Source organism: Methylomonas sp. PHL2-19 (assembly GCF_059331595.1).
Genome location: NZ_CP196839.1, coordinates 247,848 through 268,530, shown reverse-complemented (window position 1 = coordinate 268,530; position 20,683 = coordinate 247,848). Strand labels below are relative to the sequence as shown.

General features: G+C 52.1%; 15 protein-coding genes. 3 read left to right on the top strand and 12 right to left on the bottom strand.

The window, feature by feature from the left end; genetic code table 11:
- Nucleotides 1-5: 5 nt before the first annotated feature.
- Entirely contained in the window at nucleotides 6-1,514 is a 1,509-nt protein-coding gene (locus tag ACR02O_RS01285; RefSeq protein ID WP_494522616.1) for a YifB family Mg chelatase-like AAA ATPase, read from the top strand.
- A gap of 19 nt (nucleotides 1,515-1,533) precedes the next feature.
- Here the strand turns inward: ACR02O_RS01285 and ACR02O_RS01280 are convergent, their stop codons facing one another.
- From ACR02O_RS01280 to ACR02O_RS01265, 4 genes are all read right to left on the bottom strand, one after another.
- Nucleotides 1,534-2,817 carry a TolC family protein gene (locus ACR02O_RS01280; RefSeq protein WP_458138533.1) on the bottom strand — a complete coding sequence of 428 codons (1,284 nt, stop codon included), beginning with the start codon at nucleotides 2,815-2,817 and terminating at the stop codon, nucleotides 1,534-1,536.
- On the bottom strand, nucleotides 2,814-5,921 hold the full coding sequence (locus ACR02O_RS01275; protein ID WP_494522615.1) for an efflux RND transporter permease subunit: 3,108 nt from the start codon (nucleotides 5,919-5,921) through the stop codon (nucleotides 2,814-2,816). The genes ACR02O_RS01280 and ACR02O_RS01275 overlap by 4 nt, the downstream gene beginning before the upstream one ends.
- Before the next feature lie 12 nt (nucleotides 5,922-5,933).
- Complete coding sequence (locus ACR02O_RS01270; RefSeq protein ID WP_494522614.1) at nucleotides 5,934-6,926, bottom strand: efflux RND transporter periplasmic adaptor subunit; 993 nt, start codon at nucleotides 6,924-6,926, stop codon at nucleotides 5,934-5,936.
- Nucleotides 6,927-7,619: 693 nt separating this feature from the next.
- A complete protein-coding gene (locus ACR02O_RS01265; protein WP_033158174.1) occupies nucleotides 7,620-8,222 on the bottom strand; it encodes a peroxiredoxin in 603 nt (200 codons plus the stop codon).
- Nucleotides 8,223-8,473: 251 nt separating this feature from the next.
- On the opposite strand from ACR02O_RS01265, the gene ACR02O_RS01260 reads away from it, so the two are divergent.
- Nucleotides 8,474-8,986 (top strand): hypothetical protein, encoded by a 513-nt coding sequence (locus tag ACR02O_RS01260; protein WP_020484362.1) that lies wholly within the window; start codon nucleotides 8,474-8,476, stop codon nucleotides 8,984-8,986.
- Between the two features lie 16 nt (nucleotides 8,987-9,002).
- On the opposite strand, the gene nadC is transcribed toward ACR02O_RS01260, so the two are convergent.
- Nucleotides 9,003-9,830 (bottom strand): carboxylating nicotinate-nucleotide diphosphorylase, encoded by an 828-nt coding sequence (gene nadC / locus ACR02O_RS01255; RefSeq protein ID WP_494522613.1) that lies wholly within the window; start codon nucleotides 9,828-9,830, stop codon nucleotides 9,003-9,005.
- A 151-nt stretch (nucleotides 9,831-9,981) separates the two neighbouring features.
- Between nadC and ampD the strand changes: the two genes are divergently transcribed.
- The gene (gene ampD, locus ACR02O_RS01250) at nucleotides 9,982-10,569 is read left to right on the top strand and encodes a 1,6-anhydro-N-acetylmuramyl-L-alanine amidase AmpD (RefSeq protein ID WP_494522612.1); all 588 of its coding nucleotides are present in this window, start codon (nucleotides 9,982-9,984) and stop codon (nucleotides 10,567-10,569) included.
- Between the two features lie 27 nt (nucleotides 10,570-10,596).
- On the opposite strand, the gene ACR02O_RS01245 is transcribed toward ampD, so the two are convergent.
- From ACR02O_RS01245 to ACR02O_RS01215, 7 genes are all read right to left on the bottom strand, one after another.
- A complete protein-coding gene (locus tag ACR02O_RS01245) occupies nucleotides 10,597-12,528 on the bottom strand; it encodes a dynamin family protein (RefSeq protein ID WP_415879670.1) in 1,932 nt (643 codons plus the stop codon).
- 102 nt (nucleotides 12,529-12,630) lie between these two features.
- Complete coding sequence (pyrE, locus tag ACR02O_RS01240; protein WP_494522611.1) at nucleotides 12,631-13,269, bottom strand: orotate phosphoribosyltransferase; 639 nt, start codon at nucleotides 13,267-13,269, stop codon at nucleotides 12,631-12,633.
- Between the two features lie 48 nt (nucleotides 13,270-13,317).
- Entirely contained in the window at nucleotides 13,318-14,448 is a 1,131-nt protein-coding gene (hemW, locus tag ACR02O_RS01235; RefSeq protein WP_494522610.1) for a radical SAM family heme chaperone HemW, read from the bottom strand.
- A gap of 11 nt (nucleotides 14,449-14,459) precedes the next feature.
- Nucleotides 14,460-14,900 carry a VOC family protein gene (locus ACR02O_RS01230; RefSeq protein WP_319961159.1) on the bottom strand — a complete coding sequence of 147 codons (441 nt, stop codon included), beginning with the start codon at nucleotides 14,898-14,900 and terminating at the stop codon, nucleotides 14,460-14,462.
- A 276-nt stretch (nucleotides 14,901-15,176) separates the two neighbouring features.
- Entirely contained in the window at nucleotides 15,177-16,007 is an 831-nt protein-coding gene (locus tag ACR02O_RS01225) for a CheR family methyltransferase (RefSeq protein WP_494522609.1), read from the bottom strand.
- 66 nt (nucleotides 16,008-16,073) lie between these two features.
- Nucleotides 16,074-16,640, bottom strand: a complete 567-nt coding sequence (locus ACR02O_RS01220) for a chemotaxis protein CheW (RefSeq protein WP_033158168.1) — start codon at nucleotides 16,638-16,640, stop codon at nucleotides 16,074-16,076.
- A gap of 9 nt (nucleotides 16,641-16,649) precedes the next feature.
- On the bottom strand, nucleotides 16,650-20,453 hold the full coding sequence (locus ACR02O_RS01215) for a methyl-accepting chemotaxis protein (protein WP_494522608.1): 3,804 nt from the start codon (nucleotides 20,451-20,453) through the stop codon (nucleotides 16,650-16,652).
- Nucleotides 20,454-20,683: the final 230 nt, after the last annotated feature.

The following is a 20,683-nucleotide window of genomic DNA, read 5'->3' as shown; positions in this document are numbered from 1 at the left end:
AAGCCATGTCGCTGGCCGTCGTTTACAGCCGGGGCCGTTCCGGCATAGACGCCCCGCAAGTGACGGTGGAAGTGCATGTCAGTAGCGGGCTACCGGCTTTAAATATCGTCGGTCTGCCCGAAACGGCGGTGAAGGAAAGCAAGGACCGGGTGCGCGGCGCGATCATCAATTCGCACTTCGAATTTCCGTTCCAGCGCATTACCATCAATCTGGCCCCAGCCGATTTACCCAAAGAAGGCGGCCGCTTTGATTTGGCGATTGCCTTGGGCATCCTGGCCGCCTCTGGGCAAATCCCCAAGGATGCCTTGCACGAGTACGAATGCATCGGCGAGTTATCGCTAGGTGGTGAGTTGCGGCCGATTCCCGGCGCGCTGCCGGTAGCGATTCATTGCCGCAATGTTTTTAGGCAACTGATTCTGCCTGCTGGTTGCGCGGCGGAGGCGTCGTTGATCAAAGATGCGCAATTGCTGCCGGCCAGGACACTGCTGGAAGTCTGCGCCCACTTGGCGGGCCGGCAAGCCATCGCGCCACCTGACGTTCATCTCAGCTTCGAGCAAGCAGTTCACGCGGTCGATTTTGCCGACGTGCACGGCCAATTTCACGTCAAACGGGCCATGGAAATCGCCGCAGCCGGGAAGCATAATTTACTGATGCTGGGCCCGCCCGGCACCGGTAAATCGATGTTGGCGGCACGTTTGCCGACGATTCTGCCGGAACTCAGCGAACAACAAGCCCAGGAAACCGCCGCGCTGGCCTCGATCAGCGACCATGGCCTGGACGTCAGCCGTTGGCGGCAGCCGCCCTATAGAGCGCCGCACCATACGGCCTCAGCGGCGGCCTTGGTTGGCGGTGGCAGCAACCCTAAGCCCGGCGAAATATCCTTGTCGCACAACGGCGCGCTATTTTTGGACGAACTGCCGGAGTTCGATAGAAAGGTCCTGGAAGTGCTGCGCGAACCCTTGGAAACCGGCCATATCACGATTTCGCGTGCCAACCGCCAAGCCGATTTTCCGGCCAGTTTTCAGTTGATCGCGGCGATGAATCCGTGTCCCTGCGGCTATTTAGGCGATGCTTCCGGCCGTTGCCGCTGCACCTCCGAACAAGTGGCCCGCTATCGCGCTAGGGTCTCCGGGCCTTTGCTGGACAGGATAGACATGCATATGGAAGTGCCGCGCGTTGCGCTGGAGGTACTGAGGAAAGGCTCGGCGGCGGGTGAAGAAACCAGCGAAACGATTCGGCAGCGCGTCGTCGCAGCCCGCGACATTGCTTACCGCCGCCAAGGCAAAGCCAATGCCGGACTAAGCGCCGCCGAGGTGAAGGTTATCTGCACCTTGTCCGAAGCCGGTCATCAGTTGTTGGAACAAGCGCTGGAAAAATTCGGCCTGTCGCACCGGGCTTACCACCGGATTTTGAAGCTGGCGCGCACGATTGCCGATCTGGCGAATTCAAAGAATATCGAAATCTCCCACCTCAGCGAAGCCATAGGCTACCGCAAGCTTGATAGAACCCGATAAGCATGCAAAACCGGCAGCGTCATGCCGGGTTTTCGAAATAAACCGCCAACAAGCCCGAGGCATTCATGACATCCAATTCTGCTTCGATTTCATTTTGAATCAACTCTAAATGATTCAACTTGATTTCGGTACGGGTGCGCGATGAATCCAATAACTCAATAAGACCGGTTTGCCCTAAACGATAGGCATCTTCGGCCATTTGCTTTAAAGTGGGTAACGGCGCTACCACTTCTTTTTCGGCCTTTGCTAGCGTCGCCCGCCGTCTTGCCAGCACATCGACCGCGCGTTCCAATTCTTGGCGAGTGGCTGACATCAGCAATTCGCGCTTTAATTGGCTGGCATGCACTTCGGCTGCCGCACGGGCCATGCCGCCTTGACCGCGATCAAAAATCGGCAGATCGATCGATACCCCGGCGAATGTGGTGTTGCCATACGGTTTATCGGTGAAAGCCGTACCGAACATTAATGACGGTACCGGCCAGCGTTCCCGCTCAGCTTTTTCCAATCCGGAGTCCGCCGCGATCATTTCCCGGCGCGCCGTTTCCAGGTCTGGATTATGCTGCTCGGCTTGTTGCCATAACTTATCCACGTCCGCCGACACGCCAATCGGCTCCAGCGTACCGCTGGCTTGCGGCTTCCAGTTGGGGAAGCCCAGCAAACTCGCCAGTTCGCCAATGGTGCTGGTCATATTGGTTTGGGCATTTTCCAGACGGGTATTTAGGCTCTTCACTTCCTGAGTGATGCGCAGCACATCGTATTGACTGGCGGTGCCGGCGTTTTGTTTGCCGGAGATGATGGTTTGCAAGCGCTCCAATTCCAACCGGGCCTCATCCAGCACCGACACCCGCTGCTGATTGGCCAGTAATTGCGCAAACAGCCGCCAGGATTCGCGAATCAACTGGTTATAGTCAACCTCGACGCGAGCTGCCGCGACATCGAGCTGCCGTTCGGCGCTATCCTTGCGCGCGCCGCGCTGTCCCGCCAGCAGCATCGGCACTTCGACGGTGATGTTTTGTTGTGACGGACCGTCGAACTGGGTATTGCGGCGTCCACCAGCTTGATCGAAACGGCCGTAACTGATTTTGGGATTGGGCAATACATCTGCCGCAACCACCTCTGCTTCGGCTGCTTCGATTTGGCTACGAGCTAATGCATATCTGGGGCTTTTCTCGCGGACGATTTGCAGCAAATCCCGAATCGTCACCGTTTCCGGCAAAGCTTGGCTTGCCGTCTCGGAATCGGCATAGCTAAACGGGCTGGCTAACAAGGAAATCAGCAAAATCAGGCTGGCTTTGGGATTCATACTTGGCTATCCAATAATTCGTCGGCCTCTTCGGGCGTGAGGATTTGTTTGCTGGTCACGAAAGAATAAATCACCGGCAAAATAAACATCGCCACCAAAAAGGTGGTCAACATCCCGCCGACGATCACCACCGCAAACGGCCGCTGGGTTTCGCTACCGATGCTGGTGGAAAAGGCCATCGGCAACAAACCCAGCAAAGCCAACAGCGAGGCCATCAATACCGGACGCAAACGTTGCGTCGCGCCCTCCTTGATCGCCGCCAATAACTCCATGCCGCCGCGGCGCATTTCCTCGGTCGCGCTCAGCACCAGCAAGCCCATCAGACAGACTTGGCCCAACAGAGCGATAAAGCCAATGGCCGCACTCACCGACAGCGGAATATTAGTGACCATCAGCGCAAACACGCCGCCAGTCATCGCAAACGGTGTGGCGATCAAAATTGCTGCCGCGCTACGCCCGGATTGCAAGGCACTGTACAACAAGCCTAACACGATCAATACCGCGATCGGCACCACCACGCCCAATCTGGCCATCGCCCGTTGTTGATTTTCGAACTCGCCGCCCCAGCTCAGGAAATGGTCTTCCGGCACTTTGATATTAGCGGCGACCAGTTCCATGGTTTCATGTACGACCGAGCCTAAATCGCGGCCTTCCACGTTAAACTTCAAGGCCATGTAACGGCTATTGGCTTCACGTTCAATGGAGGTGCGGCCTTGCGCAATATCGATAGTGGTCAAATCCCGCAAGGGAATATAAGCACCGGAAGGGTTGACCACGTTCAGATTGCCGATTTTTTCGATGTCGCCGCGTTCGTTCTCCGGCAAGATCAAGCGTATCGGCACCGGCCGCTCCCCTTGCCACAATTCGGAGACTATCCGGCCTGCCATGCCGATTTCAATAGTGTCTTGCACTCTATCCACGTCAAAACTGTTGCGGGCCAAGGCGGCACGGTCCAGCTTGATCTGCAGTTGCGGCACCCGCGATTCACGGTAAAGATCCAAATCAATCACCCCATCCACCTTGGCCAGCAAGAGTTTGATATCTTCCAGCGTGGTGCGCATTTTTTCCAGATCGGGGCCGTAGATTTTCAAGACCACTTTGCCGCGCACGCCGCTCACTGCTTCCTCGACGTTGTCCTTGATCGGTTGTGAGAAATTGAATCGCACGCCCGGTATTTCTTCCAGAGAAGTCCGCATCGCATCGACCAGCTTTTCTTTATGCCAGCCCGGTCGCCATTGCTCATGATGCTTGAGATGTACGAAGGTTTCGCTCATGTTCACGCCTTCGTTGTCGGTGCCGTCCTCGGAACGGCCTTGCTGGCTTAAAATGCCCAGCACCTCTGGAAATTTCATCAAGCGCTGACGCATATCCAATAGAATTTCCTGACCTTTATCCAGCGAAATACTCGGCGGCATTTCCACAAATACATGGATGTCGCCTTCGTCCAGTTCCGGCAGGAACTCGGTACCCAGTCCGGCACCGGCCAAGCCGCCGGCAAACAGCAAGACGCCGGCAAAGCTTAAAGCCATCAGCCTTTTACTCAGCACCTGCGCCAATAAACGGGAATACCAGTCCCGTAAACGTTCCAAAAACTTGGGTTCTGCGACCAAGGCATGTTTGGGCTGAATGAAGGTGGCGCACAAGGCCGGCACCAATAGCAGCGCAAAGATTAAGCCGCCAGATAACGCAAAACTATAGGTCATCGCCAGCGGCCGAAATATCCGGCCTTCCACGCGCTCCAGTGTAAACACCGGAATCAACGCGGCGATGATAATCAACATTGCAAAAAACGCTGGCTTGGCTACATCTACCGCTGCATCGGCAATCAGGTGCAGCATTTCCCTCCGCGACTTTGGCTTGCGGTGTTGAGCCTGGTGCATGACGTTTTCCATCAGCACTACCGCGCCATCGAGAATAATGCCGAAATCAATCGCACCCATCGAAATCAAATTGGCCGGCATGCCGAGCTGGTACAAACCTAAGAAAGCCACCAGCAACGACAACGGAATCACCGTCGCGACAATTAACGAGCCGCGAATACTGCGCAGAAACAACCAAACCACGCCCACCACCAGTGCAAAGCCGTGCAGCAAGTTGTCGAACACGGTATGCAGCGTGCTACTAACCAATTCCGAACGATCCAGAAACGGCACGATTTTCATCCCAACCGGCAAAATGCCGCCATTTAATTCCGCGACTTTCTCGTGCAAGGCATCCAACACTCGCGACGGGTTCTGGCCGCGCCGCAGCAGTACGATACCTTCCACCACGTCTTTGTGTTCGTCCAAACCCACCGTGCCACGCCGTGGCGTGTAGGATTGCACCAGGCGGCCGACATCGCCGACGGTGACGGGCGTACCTTCGTGATTTTTCAATACAATTTTTTTGATATCGTCCGCGGTCACCAGGTTGCCTACGCCGCGCACCACCATTTCCTGATCTCCATAACTCAAAAATCCGGCGCCGACATTTTTGTTGGACTTTTCCACGGCCAGGCCGATGTCTTCCAGCGTCAAGCCTACCGACTCGACGCGAGTCGGATCGATTTGGATATGAAATTCCTTGTAGTAACCGCCGAAGGTCAGTACATCCGCAACCCCTGGCACTTGGCGCAATTTTCGCGACACGTTCCATTCCATTTCCGAACGCAGTTCGTAGAGCGAATGCCGGTCGCTGGTCAGGGTAAATTTATAGATTTCGCCCAAAGGCGTGTAGTCCGGCGCCAATACCGGCGTGACGCTGCTGGGTAATTCCGCGCCGGAGATGCGCTGAGATATTTCGGTACGGGAATGAAAACTGTCGATGTGGTCTTCAAAAGTGATGGTCACCAAAGACAAGCCGAACAGGCTTTGGCTGCGCATCTGCAGCATATTCGGCGTGCCGTTCAATACCCTTTCCAAGGGCACAGTGACTTGTCGCTCGACTTCTTCCGGGGCATAGCCGGGCATCAAGGTAATGACGGTCACCTGGGTATTGGTCACATCCGGGTAGGCTTCTATAGGTGTTTCCATAAATGCATGGATACCGAAAATAGCGATGATCACCGCCACGGTAATCACGACCAGACGGCGGTGAACGCAATGTTCAATCAAGGGGCGCAGCATTAGTCCCCCCGATTACAGCAGCATGGATGCGGAGGAATCGAGCAGCAACGCGCCGGAAACCACCACTTTTTCGCCATCTTTAAGCCCATCCAGCACCGGCACCTGGCCGTCGCGTGCCTGTCCTATCAAAACCTGCCTTGGCTCGAAGCAGCCATCGCCGGTTTCCACGTAAACCATGGTGTGCTTCTTGTCTCGAATCACCACTGCGGTAGTGGGTAAAACGATACGATGCGGGCCGGCGGCCTCAATCAGGCCTTTGGCAAACATACCCGGTTTTAACACTAGATTGGGGTTGTCGAATTCGATATACACCGCGCCTCGGCGCAAATCGGATTGCATCGCCGCGCTGACCGCCACTACCCGGCCGGTTACCGGTTCGGACAAGGCGCTGATCTGTAATGTCGCTTTGGCACCTTTTTGGATCAGCGGCAAATCGTTATCGAATACATCGGCAACGATCCACAAGGACTGCGGCTCGCCGATTTCGATGATGGTTTCGCCGGCTGCCAACGCCGAACCCACTGAGGACTTAATTTGCAAAACCACACCATCTTCTGAGGCACGAAGTATCACGGCCTGATCGGTGCCATCCCCTATCATCTGCAAGGCTTGCTGGCTGCGCTGATAGTCGGCACGCGCTTCGCGCAATTGCACATCGGCTTCCGCGCGCTCCACTGCTAGGCCCACACCGCTTTTTTGCATGATGTCCTGGCGACGCATACGGTCTTCGGCACGTTGCAGCTCGGCTTTCGATTCTGCAACCTCGGCTCGCATCTTGGCGGCGTCAGCGCTTTCCAGAACGGCAATCGGTGTGCCTGCTTTGACGCGGTCACCGACCTGTACATTGATTTTTTTCAGCCGTCCGGCCACCACCGCGCTCACCGCGGATAAGGCTTTGGTTCTAAATTCGACATGCGACGGCGCTTGCACCATCGCCGAGAAATTTTGCGGCGTGACCGTGGCCACGCTGATATAAGGCCTTGATTCGGCGGGAATTGAAATCAACCCAACATGTTGGTCATTGTCTGTTGTCTTAAGTTCTTCAGCAGACGTGTTGGAGGCTTTTTGATTTGCCGGGTGCTTGTCGGGTGGGGCGGAGCAACCGATTAAAAAGCTTGCTACGAGTATCGAAACTATGAAATTGATGCGCATGAATTATTATTTTTATGTGGATGCCATTTTTACGGTGAAGGCCGGAAAGTTGCACAATGTTCAAAAGAACGATCTCCCTTAAGTAAATGGGGGTTAACTACCGCCTACATAATATCGTATCAATATTACTGTGCCTTGTGCTCTGCATTTTTGTAAATCCGTTCTTTTTGCGCTTAGCCAAGTGGAGCGCAAACGTTCGTCAATCATTGTTTGATCAGTCGTAGAACAAAGCGTGGGACTTTAATCCGGAAAGAACTTTCCAAACTTGTTTGTCGTCAGCGAGAAACATGCCATGTACACCAGTGCGCACTAACTTAGTCACAATAGGCAAGGGGGAGGGTTAAGACCAATGACTTGGTTCAAAAAACCCGTTTAGTGGGCTATTTAAACCATAGCGGTAACGGATATAAAAAATGCCGAGCGGCGATTAATGGAATTAGCGCCACACTGAATTCGCAGTCATGGGGCGAGAAACAGAGAAAATTCAGGCAATAAAAAAGGCGCATTGTCTAGACAATGCGCCTTGTCTCAGAGTAAAGCTAATGCTTACAGTTTGTCAGCATTTTTGCTCAGATATTCAGCCACGCCCGCTGGGTTGGCATTCATACCCGCATCACCTTTGTTCCAACCGGCTGGGCAAACTTCGCCATGCTCTTCGTGGAATTGCAGCGCGTCAACCATGCGCAGCATTTCGTCAAAGTTACGACCCAGTGGCAAGTCGTTGACAACTTGATGGCGGACGACACCGGCTTTGTCGATCAAGAAACTACCGCGGAAAGCCACGCCACCAGCGGACTCTACGTCGTAATCTTGGGCAATAGTGTGTTTCAGGTCGGCAGCCAGAGTATAGCGGACAGGACCGATACCGCCTTGGTTAACAGGAGTGTTACGCCAAGCGTTGTGGGTAAAGTGTGAGTCAATAGAAACACCAATCACTTCAACACCGCGGCTTTTAAATTCGTCGATCCGATGATCCAAGGCAATCAATTCGCTTGGGCAAACGAATGTAAAATCCAATGGGTAAAAGAAAAGTACTGCGTATTTGCCGCTAGTGGCCGCTGAGAAACTGAATGAATCAACAATTTGACCATCGCCTAATACCGCAGGAACTGTAAAGTCAGGGGCTTGCTTACCTACTAAAACGCTCATCAATTTTCTCCAAAATTTTTTATAAAACAAAAGGTTAAGAGCATGTTTGCGCCTCTGCGAGAAGGCTGGCGCTTATTCTACACGAATTTAGTTGGTATTTGCCCAATAATCCCCTTAAATTCCGCTTGCAAGACGGTCGATTTCGCGCTAATTTGTAATCCATAGCTTACACAATTAACAGGCGGTCTGCGTGCTTCGCGATGCTTAAATTCACTATGCAGACCTTTGGTGAATTTTTTAGGGTACGTCAAATGGCAAAAGTAAAACACATTACAGAACCAGATACTTTCGGTTTTCAAGTTCGTATTGTTCGGCGTGGCAAGGAGAGCAGCCGTTATTTTTCTCACAAGCTCTGGGGCAGCAAAACCAAGTCGCTGAAAGCCGCGATTACTTGGCGCGATCAGATGCTGGTGGTATTAAAAGGCAGCAAGACTCGCTTCCTGAAACCACCCAAAAACAAAACGACTACCGGCGTAACCGGTGTGTCCAGAACCATCAAGTTCGATCACCGCAAAGACAAAAGCTATCTTTGCTACACGGTGTTTTGGGTGAAAGATGGAAAGTCCCGGAATAAAACCTTCCAAGTGGGCAATGTAGACACGGTAACCGCCGACGACGAATTGCACGCCTTTCGCACTGCGCGCCTATTTCGGAGCTGCTACGAGCATGCGATCGACCACGATGCGCCGTTCGACGACAGCAAATTCGCCAACTGGAAAAAACTACGCTTATACGAAAACGAGATGCTAAACGCTGTCAACTGAGCGTACCAGCATGAGCTTAATCGATGCGCATCTCAATGCGCATCGACAGATCGACTGCCGCAACATTCTTCGTTAACGCGCCTATCGAGATAAAGGCCACCCCGGTTTCGGCCACGGTTCGGATATTGTCCAAAGTAATATTGCCCGAAGCTTCCAGCTCGAGTAGGCCCTGGTTTCGCTGTACCGCTGTGCGCATATCGGCCAGTGAAAAATTATCCAGCATGATGCGATCCGGTTGCGCGGCAAATGCTTGGGCAAACTCGTCAAGAGTTTCCACCTCCACTTCGACCGGCACATTCCCATAGTCTCTGGCCAGCTTGACTGCATTGGCAATTGAGCCTGCTGCGATAATATGGTTTTCCTTGATCAAGATGGCGTCGAATAAACCGATGCGATGATTGAAACAACCTCCGCATTTGACTGCATATTTTTGCGCCAAACGTAAACCGGGCAGGGTTTTACGGGTATCCAACACCTTGCAGCCGGTACCTGCCACGGCATCCGCATAGCGGCGGGCGATGGTCGCCGTCGCGGATAAGGTTTGCAGCAGATTCAACGCCGTGCGCTCGCCCGTCAGCAAGGCCCGAGCCGGACCGCGCAACTTGCATAGTACGGTGTTCGCTGCGACACGTTCGCCCTCATTGCATTGCCAATCGACCATTACCTGGGGGCTTAATTGTCGAAACACCTCATCGAACCAAGCTCTACCGCACAGCACCATGGATTCGCGAGTTACCACTGCGGCATTGGCTTGAGTCTCGGCTGAAACGATGCTGGCGGTAATATCGCCGCTACCGATATCTTCAGCCAGATAAAGCGCGATTTCTGTGGAATTTGGTTGCATGGATATTTAGTTGAAGATGGACAAGGAGGGTAATTATAAACCGCATGCGGTGACAGCCGTGCCAAACTCTGACCAATGTGAGGCAAGTAAAAGTATAGGGGTGGTTGGCAAAGCTTATAAAATACCGCATCACTGACAAAGCTTGAAAACCATGATAATTCGCGATCACTACTTGAGTAGCGCCTGCCAGGTCGCTTCGCCGAACTGCGACGACAGACCGGACCCCGAAGATGTTTCCTTATTGGTTATCCATTGCATCAGCCTGCCGCCTGAGCAATTCGCGGGCGACTATATCGACCAATTGTTTTGCAACTGCCTGAACCCAAACGACCATCCTTACTTCCAAGACATACACCAACTTAAGGTGTCCGCGCATTTATTGATTCGCCGGGATGGCAGCATTCGGCAATATGTGCCGTTCAACCGCAGGGCTTGGCATGCAGGCGTGTCAAAATATCAAGACAGGGAACGTTGTAACGATTTTTCTATTGGCATTGAACTCGAGGGAACCATCAATGTGGCTTACACTGACGCTCAATATCGGTGCCTTGCCGATGTGTGTAGAACGCTACTGGCGAATTATCCGAAACTGTCGAGCCAGCGTATTGCCGGTCATAGCGATATTGCCCCAGGCCGAAAAACCGACCCTGGGCCATTTTTTGACTGGTGCCGCTTTAACGAATTGCTGAGTTCTAGCGCTGAAAGTCCTGCGGGGCAAACAACAAAAGGGCTGCCGTAACCTGCGACAACGGAGCAAAAATCGGCACTAATCGGTTTTAATTTCCAGATGCACGGCTTTAAGTATCTCTAGCAACTCATGATACTGGACTTGTAGTGGCCCCAATTCGCTCTCCAACTGCGCAATGCTTTCATTGACATTACCTTTGGATTCATTGATTTTCCTGAGCATGATCAAGCGGCTTTCGATTTGCTTTTTGTGATCTTTGATTTGGTGCATTAGCGGCGACAGTACGCTATTACTCCAGGTAACCGCATCCCGTTGGGCTTGCTGCAGAATATTCCTTGCTTTGGCTATCAACGTACCATAGAGCTTGTTAACCACTATGCTTTGCTCAGTCATCGTGGTTTTAGCGCTATTGCGAAACGCTTCGCCTTCTTCAAAAATCTGCTCCAGCTCAAACTGGTGTTGTTTTATCGAAAATAACTGTGGCTCAATTTCCTTAAAACCGTATTCATCCTGAAACTTCTTGTGAATCGCTTTAATCAAGCGCCGGGTTTCTTCGGTCATATCCACCGAGTCTTGCAGCAGATCCCGCAACTCGTCAAACAACCTACGCATATTCTGTTTCATGCCGTAAGTCGTCAGGCTTTTGCTCATATCCTCCTTGGTACGGCGGATAATGTCGTCGATTTTTTCTTTGGCAAACGAATCGATCAACATCTTGGCCTGCACCGCAAACACTTTACGGCTGGCCTGAAAGTTTTCGATATTAGCCATATAGGCATTTTGCCGGTCGCGGGTTTCGGCCATCAATTTGCCGGTCAATTCCTGGTTCTCGAAATCGACTTGTTTGAATTCGTCGAGCTGCTTTTGGGCGTTAGCGATTTTTGACTCCATCAACTTGACCGACTCGCTAACCAAAAACCCGATTTCTTTATCGACAACACCCTTTAGAATATCGCGGCGCTGATCGAGAATGTCGTCCGACAGATAGCTTTCCAACAGATTGAGACGGCTTTTTTGCAGCAAAGCATCGTCGCCCTTCACCTTAGCCAATAAAGCTTGCTTCGCGGAGACCGGGAAAATAACTTCCTTCTCCAGATTCAGAATCATGGCACAGGTGTCGATTTGCTTTTGGATCGAAGCTTCGTAGCCAGTCTCGCCGGCCAAATCGTCCCACATCGAGTCGATTTTATTCATCACCACCGCTAAGCCCTGGCGGCGGTTACCTCTGGAGCTACAAACGTGGCTTTTCCACATTTCCAGGTCGCTTTTGGTTACGCCGGTATCGGCCGCCAACACGAAAATAATGGCTTGAGCGCTGGGCAACATGCTCAAGGTTAACTCCGGCTCGGTACCCAAGGCATTTAGGCCCGGCGTATCCAGAATGCACAAACCTTCTTTTAACAAAGGATGCGGAAAGCTGATCATCGCATGTCGCCAGCATGGCACTTCCACGGTTTCCGGATTGATAATGCCTTGCTCGGCAGCTTCGCGTTCGTTCCAAAGGCCCAGTTTATCGGCCATTTCCCGAGAAACCTTCTTCGTGGCAACCAACTCTCTGAACGCTTCCTGCATTTGCGTAGGCGATTCGCAATTCAACTCGATTTGTGTCCAACGATCCGGATTGCGCTTGTAATCCATCAAAGATATATCTTCCAAGCGGCTCTCAATGTTGAGCAGCCGAATGTAACTGCCGCCTTTTTCATCCCAGAAAAGCTCGGTGGGCGACATCGTGGTCCGGCCCGGCGAAGAAGGCAACAAGCGCACGCCGGTTTCCGCAAAAAACAGCGAGTTGATCAGTTCGGTTTTACCTCGGGAAAACTCCGCTACAAACGCCAAGGTGACGCGATCATTTTGCAAGCCTTGCAATATATTCAGCAAGGTATCTGTGCTTTGCGGGTCGCTGAAGCGATAGCGGTTACGCCAGTCCCGATACAATTCGATACCCTGAATCAGTTGTTCGCGCCACTGCGTGTATTCGTGCAACTGTTCTTTAAATTCCAGATTTCTCATGGCTCGCCTTTGTTCCGACTGTACTCAATATAAGGGGCAAATTGTAACGGCTAAGTGTAGACCAATAATCCATAAGCAAAAGCCTCGGGCACGCATGGATACTCAAATTCCGTACTGCTGTCGATAGGCTTGAATAATGGCTAACTTATCCGCCGAACCGCTCTGTTGGGAAATAAATTCGATGATGTCCGCCAAGCAGATTATCGCCAGCACCGGAATACCGAATTGTGCCGACACTTCCTGCACGGCTGACAATTCGTTCTGACCTTTTTCCTGACGATCCAGCGCGATCACGACACCTGCGACCGTAGCGCCGGCGGCATTGATGATTTCCACCGATTCACGCACCGACGTGCCGGCGGTAATCACATCATCCAAAATCCAGACTTTGCCTTGCAAGGGTGCGCCCACCAATACGCCGCCCTCGCCATGATCCTTGGCTTCTTTGCGGTTAAACGCAAACGGAATGTCGCGTTGCAAGCGGGAATAGGCAATCGAGGTGGTGCTGACCAACGGGATGCCTTTATAGGCCGGCCCGTACAATATATCGACCTCGACATCGGCGCTAATCAGTGCCTGCGCATAAAATTGCCCCAATTTATCCAGCTGAGCGCCGCTGTTGAATAGGCCGGTATTAAAGAAATACGGACTGACACGTCCGGACTTTAAATGAAATTCGCCAAACTTTAATACGCCGCAATCCAAAGCGTACTGGATAAACTGTTTTTGGTAATCGAGCATCGTGGAGTGTTACAAATCTAAAATGAAAGCAATTATACCCGCGCGTATTTAATCGATGAATTTTTCTAGGACCATGTCCAGAAAATCCCAACCTTTTTCGCTACAGCGATAGACCAAGCTATCCCGACACAACAGGCCTTCAGCCAGACAACGCGATAAATTAGGCTCCAAGCTGTTTGCCGCCAATCCGGTGGTCAGTTCAAAATCCTTCAGGCTAAAACCGGCTTTTAGTCGCAACTGGTTCATCAGAAACTCTAACGGCAATTGTGCGACCTCAATCGCTTCGTATTGTGATCGACCGGGTCGTGATAAATACTGTTCCGGGCTTCTTGGCTTAACCGTGCGCATAATCTTATCCGGCAAGGCAAGGCTGATTTTGCCGTGCGCGCCAGCGCCTATCCCCAGATAATCGCCAAATTGCCAGTAATTGCGATTATGCTGGGATTGCTTGCCGGGTTTTGCATACGCAGACACTTCGTACTGCTGAAAACCGTTCTCCGCCAATAGCCGCTGACAGCGCTTTTGAGAGGCGAATATCAGGTCGTCTTCCGGCAATTTCGGCGGAAACTTATAAAAATACGTATTGGGTTCCAGCGTTAGTTGGTAAAAGGAAATATGGGTTGGGGCCAAGCTAATGGCTATTTCCACATCGCTCAAGGCTTCGCTCTCGCTCTGATCCGGCAAACCGAACATCAAATCCAGATTGAAATTATCGAACCCGGCCGTAACGGCAATTTCCACCGCGGCCTTGGCTTCGGCGGCGGAATGCACCCGCCCTAATGTCCGCAAGTGCCGGTCCTGAAAGCTTTGAATGCCTATCGACAGGCGATTAATCCCTAAAGCCCGAAACTCATGAAATTTTGCGCTTTCGAAGGTGCCGGGATTGGCTTCCAAAGTGATTTCGCACTGTTCTGCAACAGGTGCCGACTGCCTGACGCCAGCCAACAAGCGGCCTAAGGCTTCCGGGGAAAACAAGCTGGGTGTGCCGCCCCCCATAAATATACTGTTGATGGTCCGCTGCTCGCCCAGCAATTCCAAATCATGGTGCAGGTCGGTCATCAAGGCATCGATATAAGCCTGTTCGGGAATCGGGTGTTTAACGGCGTGGGAGTTGAAGTCGCAATACGGGCACTTCTGGATGCACCACGGAAAATGGATATAAAGACTCAGCGGTAACAATTCGACAGACCTTACCACACGCCAACATTGGGCATGGAGGCCCACGGCTCTTGCGGCGGCAATGCCTGGCCTTTTTGTAACAATTCGATAGAAATTTGGTCGGGTGAGCGCAGAAATGCCATATGACCATCACGCGGTGGCCGGTTAATCGTGACCCCTTTTGCCATTAAGTCTTGGCATACCGCATAAATGTCGTCTACTTCGAAGGCTAAATGTCCAAAATTACGGCCACCGCCGTAGTCCTCACTATCCCAGTTGTAAGTCAGCTCCAGCAATGGCGCGTCAACCGCTACAGCGGTTTGCCGGTCGCCAGGTGCAGCCAGATACACCAAGGTAAAACGTCCGGTTTCGCTTTCCATGCGCCGCACTTCAAGCAAACCTAGCTTATTGCAATAAAAATCCAGCGATTCGGTAAGATCCTTTACCCGAACCATGGTGTGTAAATAACGCATATTGGTCGCCCCAGAAAATAAAAGCGCGATTATGAACGAGTCGGTGGCGGAGAATAAAGTTTCCTGATCAATAATTGGACTCAGCTAAACCAAGAAAGTCCGTCATGCCCGCCATCCAGTGCTATGGAGCAGGCAAGCTTCGTTCTAACCATTTGTCCGGGATTGCGATATGAGCTGCCGAGATGACGATTTTAAGTATGAGGGAGGGACACACTTGAAGCAGTTTGCTAAGCAGGTAGTTAGACACGAATGCCCGATTAGCTTGCTACAGCCCAATTACTCCAAGGCTTTGCGATACACCGACGGCATGATGGTTTGCAGCTCGGTTTTCATACCGCTTAAAGATTCGGAGTGACTGATAAAAAAATAGCCGCCGGGCCGCAGGTATTTCACAATTTTGTCCAGCAGGCGTTGCTTGGTTTCAATATCAAAATAAATCATTACGTTACGTAAAAAAATCACGTCGAAGGTACCCAAGTCCGGCAGCGTTCCAATCAAATTGGCATATTCGAACTTAACGCGACTGCGTAGCTCAGGCGCCACCAGCAAAAAACCGTCATATTCACCTGTACCTTTCAGACAATACTTTTTCAATAACGGAAGAGGAATTTTTTCGGCGGCATTACTGGGATACAGGCCACGCCGGGCTTTTTCTAGAATCCGTGTGGAAATATCGGTCCCGACAATATCCCATTGCCGGGATCTCAAATATTCCGCCAACAGCATTGCCAGCGTGTAAGCTTCCTCACCGCTGGAGCTGGCCGCGCTCCAAACTCGAAACGGCTTGGCTGCCGAGTGTTGCGGTAAAATTTTTTCAACTACAAAATCGAAATGCTTGGATTCGCGGAAAAAATAGGTTTCATTGGTGGTTAGCAAATCGATAGCCATCGTCGTTTCATTTTCGAACCCCGGCTTACCGAATTGCCGAAAATACTCGCCATAGCTATCGATGCCATGATGACGCAAACGCTTCTCCAAACGTCCCATTACCATAGCCTGCTTACTATCGTTTAGGACAATGCCGGCGTGCTTGTAAAGATAGTCCCTGATCCAGGCAAACTCTTGCTTATGCAATATCGGCGCGCCGACACGATGGATTGACGACACTCTATACTCCTATTTGTGGGTTAGCCAACATGTCGATAAATTTAAACGCCTCAAGTCTTGGAACGATCAAGCGTTGATTGTATCCGGCAATGCTTGACGGTCTTGGCGAACTTTACTCAAAGCCGCCATTTCATCCACCGAAAGTACCTTGCTGACGTTCAACAAAATAACAAAGCGGCCATTCCGTTTGGCCATCCCGTTAATAAAGTCAGGCCGAATCCCCGCCCCAAAACTGGGCGGCGGCTCTATATCCTGTTCACCGATTTCAACCACTTCGTTGACGGCGTCCACGATAATCCCCAAATCCTGGGATACGCCATCTTCAGTTTCGCTGGCGGTTTCGACAATAACGATACCGGTGCGCTTGGCCACAGGCGTCGATCCCTTGCCAAAGCGTGCCAACAAATCCACCACCGGCACCACGCTACCGCGCAGATTAATCACGCCGCGCACAAACACCGGCATCATGGGGACTTCGGTAAGATTGCCGTAATCGATGATTTCCTTACTACTCAAAATGCCCAGTGCGTAAAGTTCTCCCCCAAGCGTAAAGGTTAGGTATTGACCCGCCAGCGCAGTCTGTTTGCTCTGCGCGGCGGGTAGCTTTTCTTGAGTTGTTGCAAGTCCTGTCATGGCCCGCTCCTAGAAACGTTCGAACTGGTTTAAATCGAAGTCATGATCAATATTCGCACTTGCCTGAGCGACAGGCTTGATTTTGATAGCCTTTTTTGCTGATTTGACTTCAGCTGTGATCGTCGCTTTTCGACCGCTGTCGTCGAGTCTAAAAAAGCTCATCAGCGATTGCAGTTGTTCAGCCTGACTGGTCATTTCTTCCGCAGTCGCCGCCAACTGTTCGCTGGCGGATGCATTCTGCTGAGTAATCTGGTTCATCTGGTTCATCGCATTGTTGACTTGGCTGACACCGGCGGATTGTTCTTGGGAGGCGGCGGCAATCTCTTGCACCAAGTCGGAGGTTCTGGCAATGCTGGGGACAATTTCATCCAGCAGTTTGCCGGCACTTTCCGCTGTCTCGACGCTGTTTTCGGCCAACTCGCCAATCTCCTGCGCCGCCACCTGGCTGCGCTCGGCCAGTTTGCGCACTTCCGCCGCCACCACCGCAAAGCCTTTGCCGTGATCGCCGGCGCGCGCCGCTTCGATGGCGGCGTTCAATGCCAACATGTTGGTTTGATAGGCGATGTCGTCGATGATGCCGATTTTTTTGGCAATCTCGCGCATGGCATCAACGGTCTGTTTCACCGCTTCACCGCCTTGGCTGGCTTCGGTAGCGGCTTTGCTGGCCATGCCGTCGGTGACTTTGGCATTGTCGGCATTCTGGTTGATGCTGGCCGCCATTTCCTCGATGCTGGCACTGGTGATCTCGACACTGCCTGCTTGTTCGCTGGCAGCTTGCGACAGCGATTGCGAAGTGGAACTGATCTGCTCGGAGGCATTACCCAGCTGATCCGCGGCGGAAATCACCTCGGCGATGGTTTGGGAGAGTTTGGCGACGGTGTTGTTCACGGTGTCTTTAAATTCACCCAACTGGCCTTGGTAGTTACCGGTCACGTTGCGCGTCAGGTCGCCTTGTTCAACCAACGCCAGTACTTCGACCGCTTCATTCAGCGGCAAGATCACCCCATCCAGGGTGTCGTTGACGCCTTCGACGATTTTGCGGAAATCGCCTTGGTGTTTGCTGGCGTCGGCACGGGTTTGCAGGCGCCCCTCAACCGCAGCGGTGGCCAGCATATTGGCGTCGGCCACCAGCGTATTGACCGCATCGATACAGGTGTTGAGGTTGTTTTTAATGGTGTTGAAATCACCGTTGTAGGTGTCGGTGATTTTGGCGGGAATGTGGCCTTTGGAAATGTTATCGACATAGTCAGCCGCCACATTCAACGGGCCGATCACCGCATTCAGGGTCAGATTCACGCCCTCGACAATCTTACGGAAATCGCCTTGGTGCTTAGTGGCATCCGCGCGGGTGGCCAAACGCCCTTCGACGGCAGCGGTCGATAACATATTGGCATCGGCCACCAAGGCGTTCACCGCATCAATACAGGTGTTCAGATTGTTTTTGATGACATTGAAATCACCGTTGTAGGTGTCGGTGATTTTGGCGGGGATCGCGCCTTTAGAGATGTTGTCCACGTACTCGGCCGCCACGTTCAAGGGTCCGATCACCGCATCCAGCGTGTTGTTGACGCCTTGGACGATTTTCCGGTAGTCACCTTGGTATTGGCTGGCGTCGGCGCGGGTGGCTAAGCGGCCTTCGATAGCGGCTTTTTCCAAGGCCACCGCTTCGGCCACCATGCTGGAAATCGCATCGATACAGTTGTTCAGGTTGTTTTTGATGGTGTTGAAGTCACCGTTGTAGTGGTCGGTGATTTTCGCCGGAATCGCCCCGCGCGAGATGTTGTCCACGTACTCGGCGGCCACGTTCAAGGGCCCGATTACCGCATCCAGGGTGCTGTTGACCCCTTCGACGATTTTGCGGAAATCGCCTTGGTGTTTCGTGGCATCCGCGCGGGTCGCCAAGCGACCTTCGACGGCAGCGGTCGATAACATATTGGCATCGGCCACCAGGGCGTTCACCGCATCAATGCAGGTGTTCAGGTTGTTTTTGATGACATTGAAATCACCGTTGTAGGTGTCGGTGATTTTGGCGGGGATCGCGCCTTTAGAGATGTTGTCCACGTAGTCGGCCGCGACGTTCAAAGGTCCAATCACGGCGTCCAGCGTGTTATTGACGCCTTCGACAATCTTGCGGTAATCGCCTTGGTATTGGCTGGCGTCGGCGCGGGTGGCTAAGCGGCCTTCGATGGCGGCTTTTTCCAGCGCAGCGGCTTCGGCCACCATGCTGGAAATCGCATCGATACAGTTGTTCAGATTGTTTTTGATGGTGTTGAAATCGCCATTGTAGGTGTCGGTGATTTTCGCCGGAATCGCCCCGCGCGAGATGTTGTCCACGTACTCGGCGGCGACGTTCAAGGGGCCAATCACGGCGTCCAGGGTGTTGTTGACGCCTTCGACAATTTTGCGGTAATCGCCTTGGTACTGGCTGGCGTCGGCGCGGGTGGCTAAGCGGCCTTCGATGGCGGCTTTTTCCAAGGCAGCGGCTTCGGCCACCATGCTGCTGATCGCGTCGATACAGTTGTTCAGATTGTTTTTGATGGTGTTGAAATCACCGTTGTAGGTGTCGGTGATTTTCGCGGGGATCGCCCCGCGCGAGATGTTGTCGACGTACTCGGCAGCGACGTTCAAAGGTCCGATCACGGCATCCAGGGTGTTGTTGACGCCTTCGACAATCTTGCGGAAGTCGCCTTGGTGTTTCGTGGCATCCGCGCGGGTTGACAGGCGGCCTTCGACGGCTGCTTGCGACAGCATGGCGGCATCATTTACTAAAGCCTTGATGTTATTGCGAACTAAATCTATGGTTTCATTGATAAATCGCTTTTTGCCAGGCAATTTTTCAACATCGGCTTCGAGATTACCTTTGCCAAACTCCATGAAACACTTTATGGCCATTTTTTTCACAGCAATATGACCGTTAACCATGTCGTTAACGCCTTTGGCGACGGTCTTGAAACTACCGTGGAATTTTTGTTGATCAACCACTACATCAATATCGCCTTTTTCATGTTCAGCGGCCATATGATCCATCTCGGCTAATAGCGCTTTGATGTTATCGCTCAACTGCTTCATATTGGCCATAACACTGCTGTTATCGCCGGCTTTGAGTTGAATAACGGTGGTCAAATCCCCTTGCGAGATTTTATAAGCCAAATCCGCAACAAAATCCGGTTCGCCACCCAATTGCCGTGTCAGGGTTCGGGCAATGAAAAAACCCAAGGTGCCGATAGCCAGTATCGTTAGCGCTGTAATAATGACGGAAATGGTAATGGCGCTGGACTGAATCGAAACTGCTTCGTTCGATGAGTTTTTACCCAGACGCTGGTTATATTCGCTATGATTTTTGAACGCATCCAACAGCTTATCAACCACAGGCTGATTGCCCATCATCACAGTTCGGGCTTCGGCATTTTTATTCTGCCTGGATAAATCACGAATTTTGAGCCGTAATTTGTCGTATTCCGCCAAACTAGCTTTATCGTCCTGTAACAGTTTTTTGTCCTCATCATCGGTCAAAAGCTTTTCATAGTCGCTCAAAAGCTTATCGATATTCGCGCGTTTTTCGTCGATTTCTTGCTCGACGCCGGCCATGGCCGTATCGTCGGTTTCCGTTAAATGCTGCCAGACGTGCGCGCGGACTCCGGATATCTCCCCAACAATATCGTTAAGCAACAACACACTAGGCAAGGTATTGATAGTATTGAAGTTGGTGGCGGTATACACTTTGTCGATCTGCACATAGTTGAAGCCGGCCAGACCAGCCAAGCCCAACACAGCGGAACCGATTAATAACAACAAACGTTGTGTGACTGTCATTTTTTTAACCCTCATGCAATTTAAAATTTTGATTCGCTCACGCGCTCCGTAAGTACCGCATCCTCTAAAAGCGCGGACTTCAAGTCGCCACGCTGCCAACTTCCCTTTTAGTCGCCAGTAGATTATTAACCAGGCCTTTAAACTCCCTGATTCCGTGATTCCCGCGTAAGCTGAAGTCCAGCGTGAAAACTGGGTTTGCGCTTACACGGGAGCGACGATATTTGAGGGCA

What these genes read in the sequence shown, in the direction of transcription:
- ACR02O_RS01285 (WP_494522616.1), top strand. Translation starts at nt 6, where the DNA reads ATGTCGCTGGCCGTCGTTTACAGCCGGGGCCGTTCCGGCATAGACGCC.
- ACR02O_RS01280 (WP_458138533.1), bottom strand. Translation starts at nt 2,817, where the DNA reads ATGAATCCCAAAGCCAGCCTGATTTTGCTGATTTCCTTGTTAGCCAGC.
- ACR02O_RS01275 (WP_494522615.1), bottom strand. Translation starts at nt 5,921, where the DNA reads ATGCTGCGCCCCTTGATTGAACATTGCGTTCACCGCCGTCTGGTCGTG.
- ACR02O_RS01265 (WP_033158174.1), bottom strand. Translation starts at nt 8,222, where the DNA reads ATGAGCGTTTTAGTAGGTAAGCAAGCCCCTGACTTTACAGTTCCTGCG.
- ACR02O_RS01260 (WP_020484362.1), top strand. Translation starts at nt 8,474, where the DNA reads ATGGCAAAAGTAAAACACATTACAGAACCAGATACTTTCGGTTTTCAA.
- nadC (WP_494522613.1), bottom strand. Translation starts at nt 9,830, where the DNA reads ATGCAACCAAATTCCACAGAAATCGCGCTTTATCTGGCTGAAGATATC.
- ampD (WP_494522612.1), top strand. Translation starts at nt 9,982, where the DNA reads ATGATAATTCGCGATCACTACTTGAGTAGCGCCTGCCAGGTCGCTTCG.
- ACR02O_RS01245 (WP_415879670.1), bottom strand. Translation starts at nt 12,528, where the DNA reads ATGAGAAATCTGGAATTTAAAGAACAGTTGCACGAATACACGCAGTGG.
- pyrE (WP_494522611.1), bottom strand. Translation starts at nt 13,269, where the DNA reads ATGCTCGATTACCAAAAACAGTTTATCCAGTACGCTTTGGATTGCGGC.
- ACR02O_RS01230 (WP_319961159.1), bottom strand. Translation starts at nt 14,900, where the DNA reads ATGCGTTATTTACACACCATGGTTCGGGTAAAGGATCTTACCGAATCG.
- ACR02O_RS01220 (WP_033158168.1), bottom strand. Translation starts at nt 16,640, where the DNA reads ATGACAGGACTTGCAACAACTCAAGAAAAGCTACCCGCCGCGCAGAGC.
- ACR02O_RS01215 (WP_494522608.1), bottom strand. Translation starts at nt 20,453, where the DNA reads ATGACAGTCACACAACGTTTGTTGTTATTAATCGGTTCCGCTGTGTTG.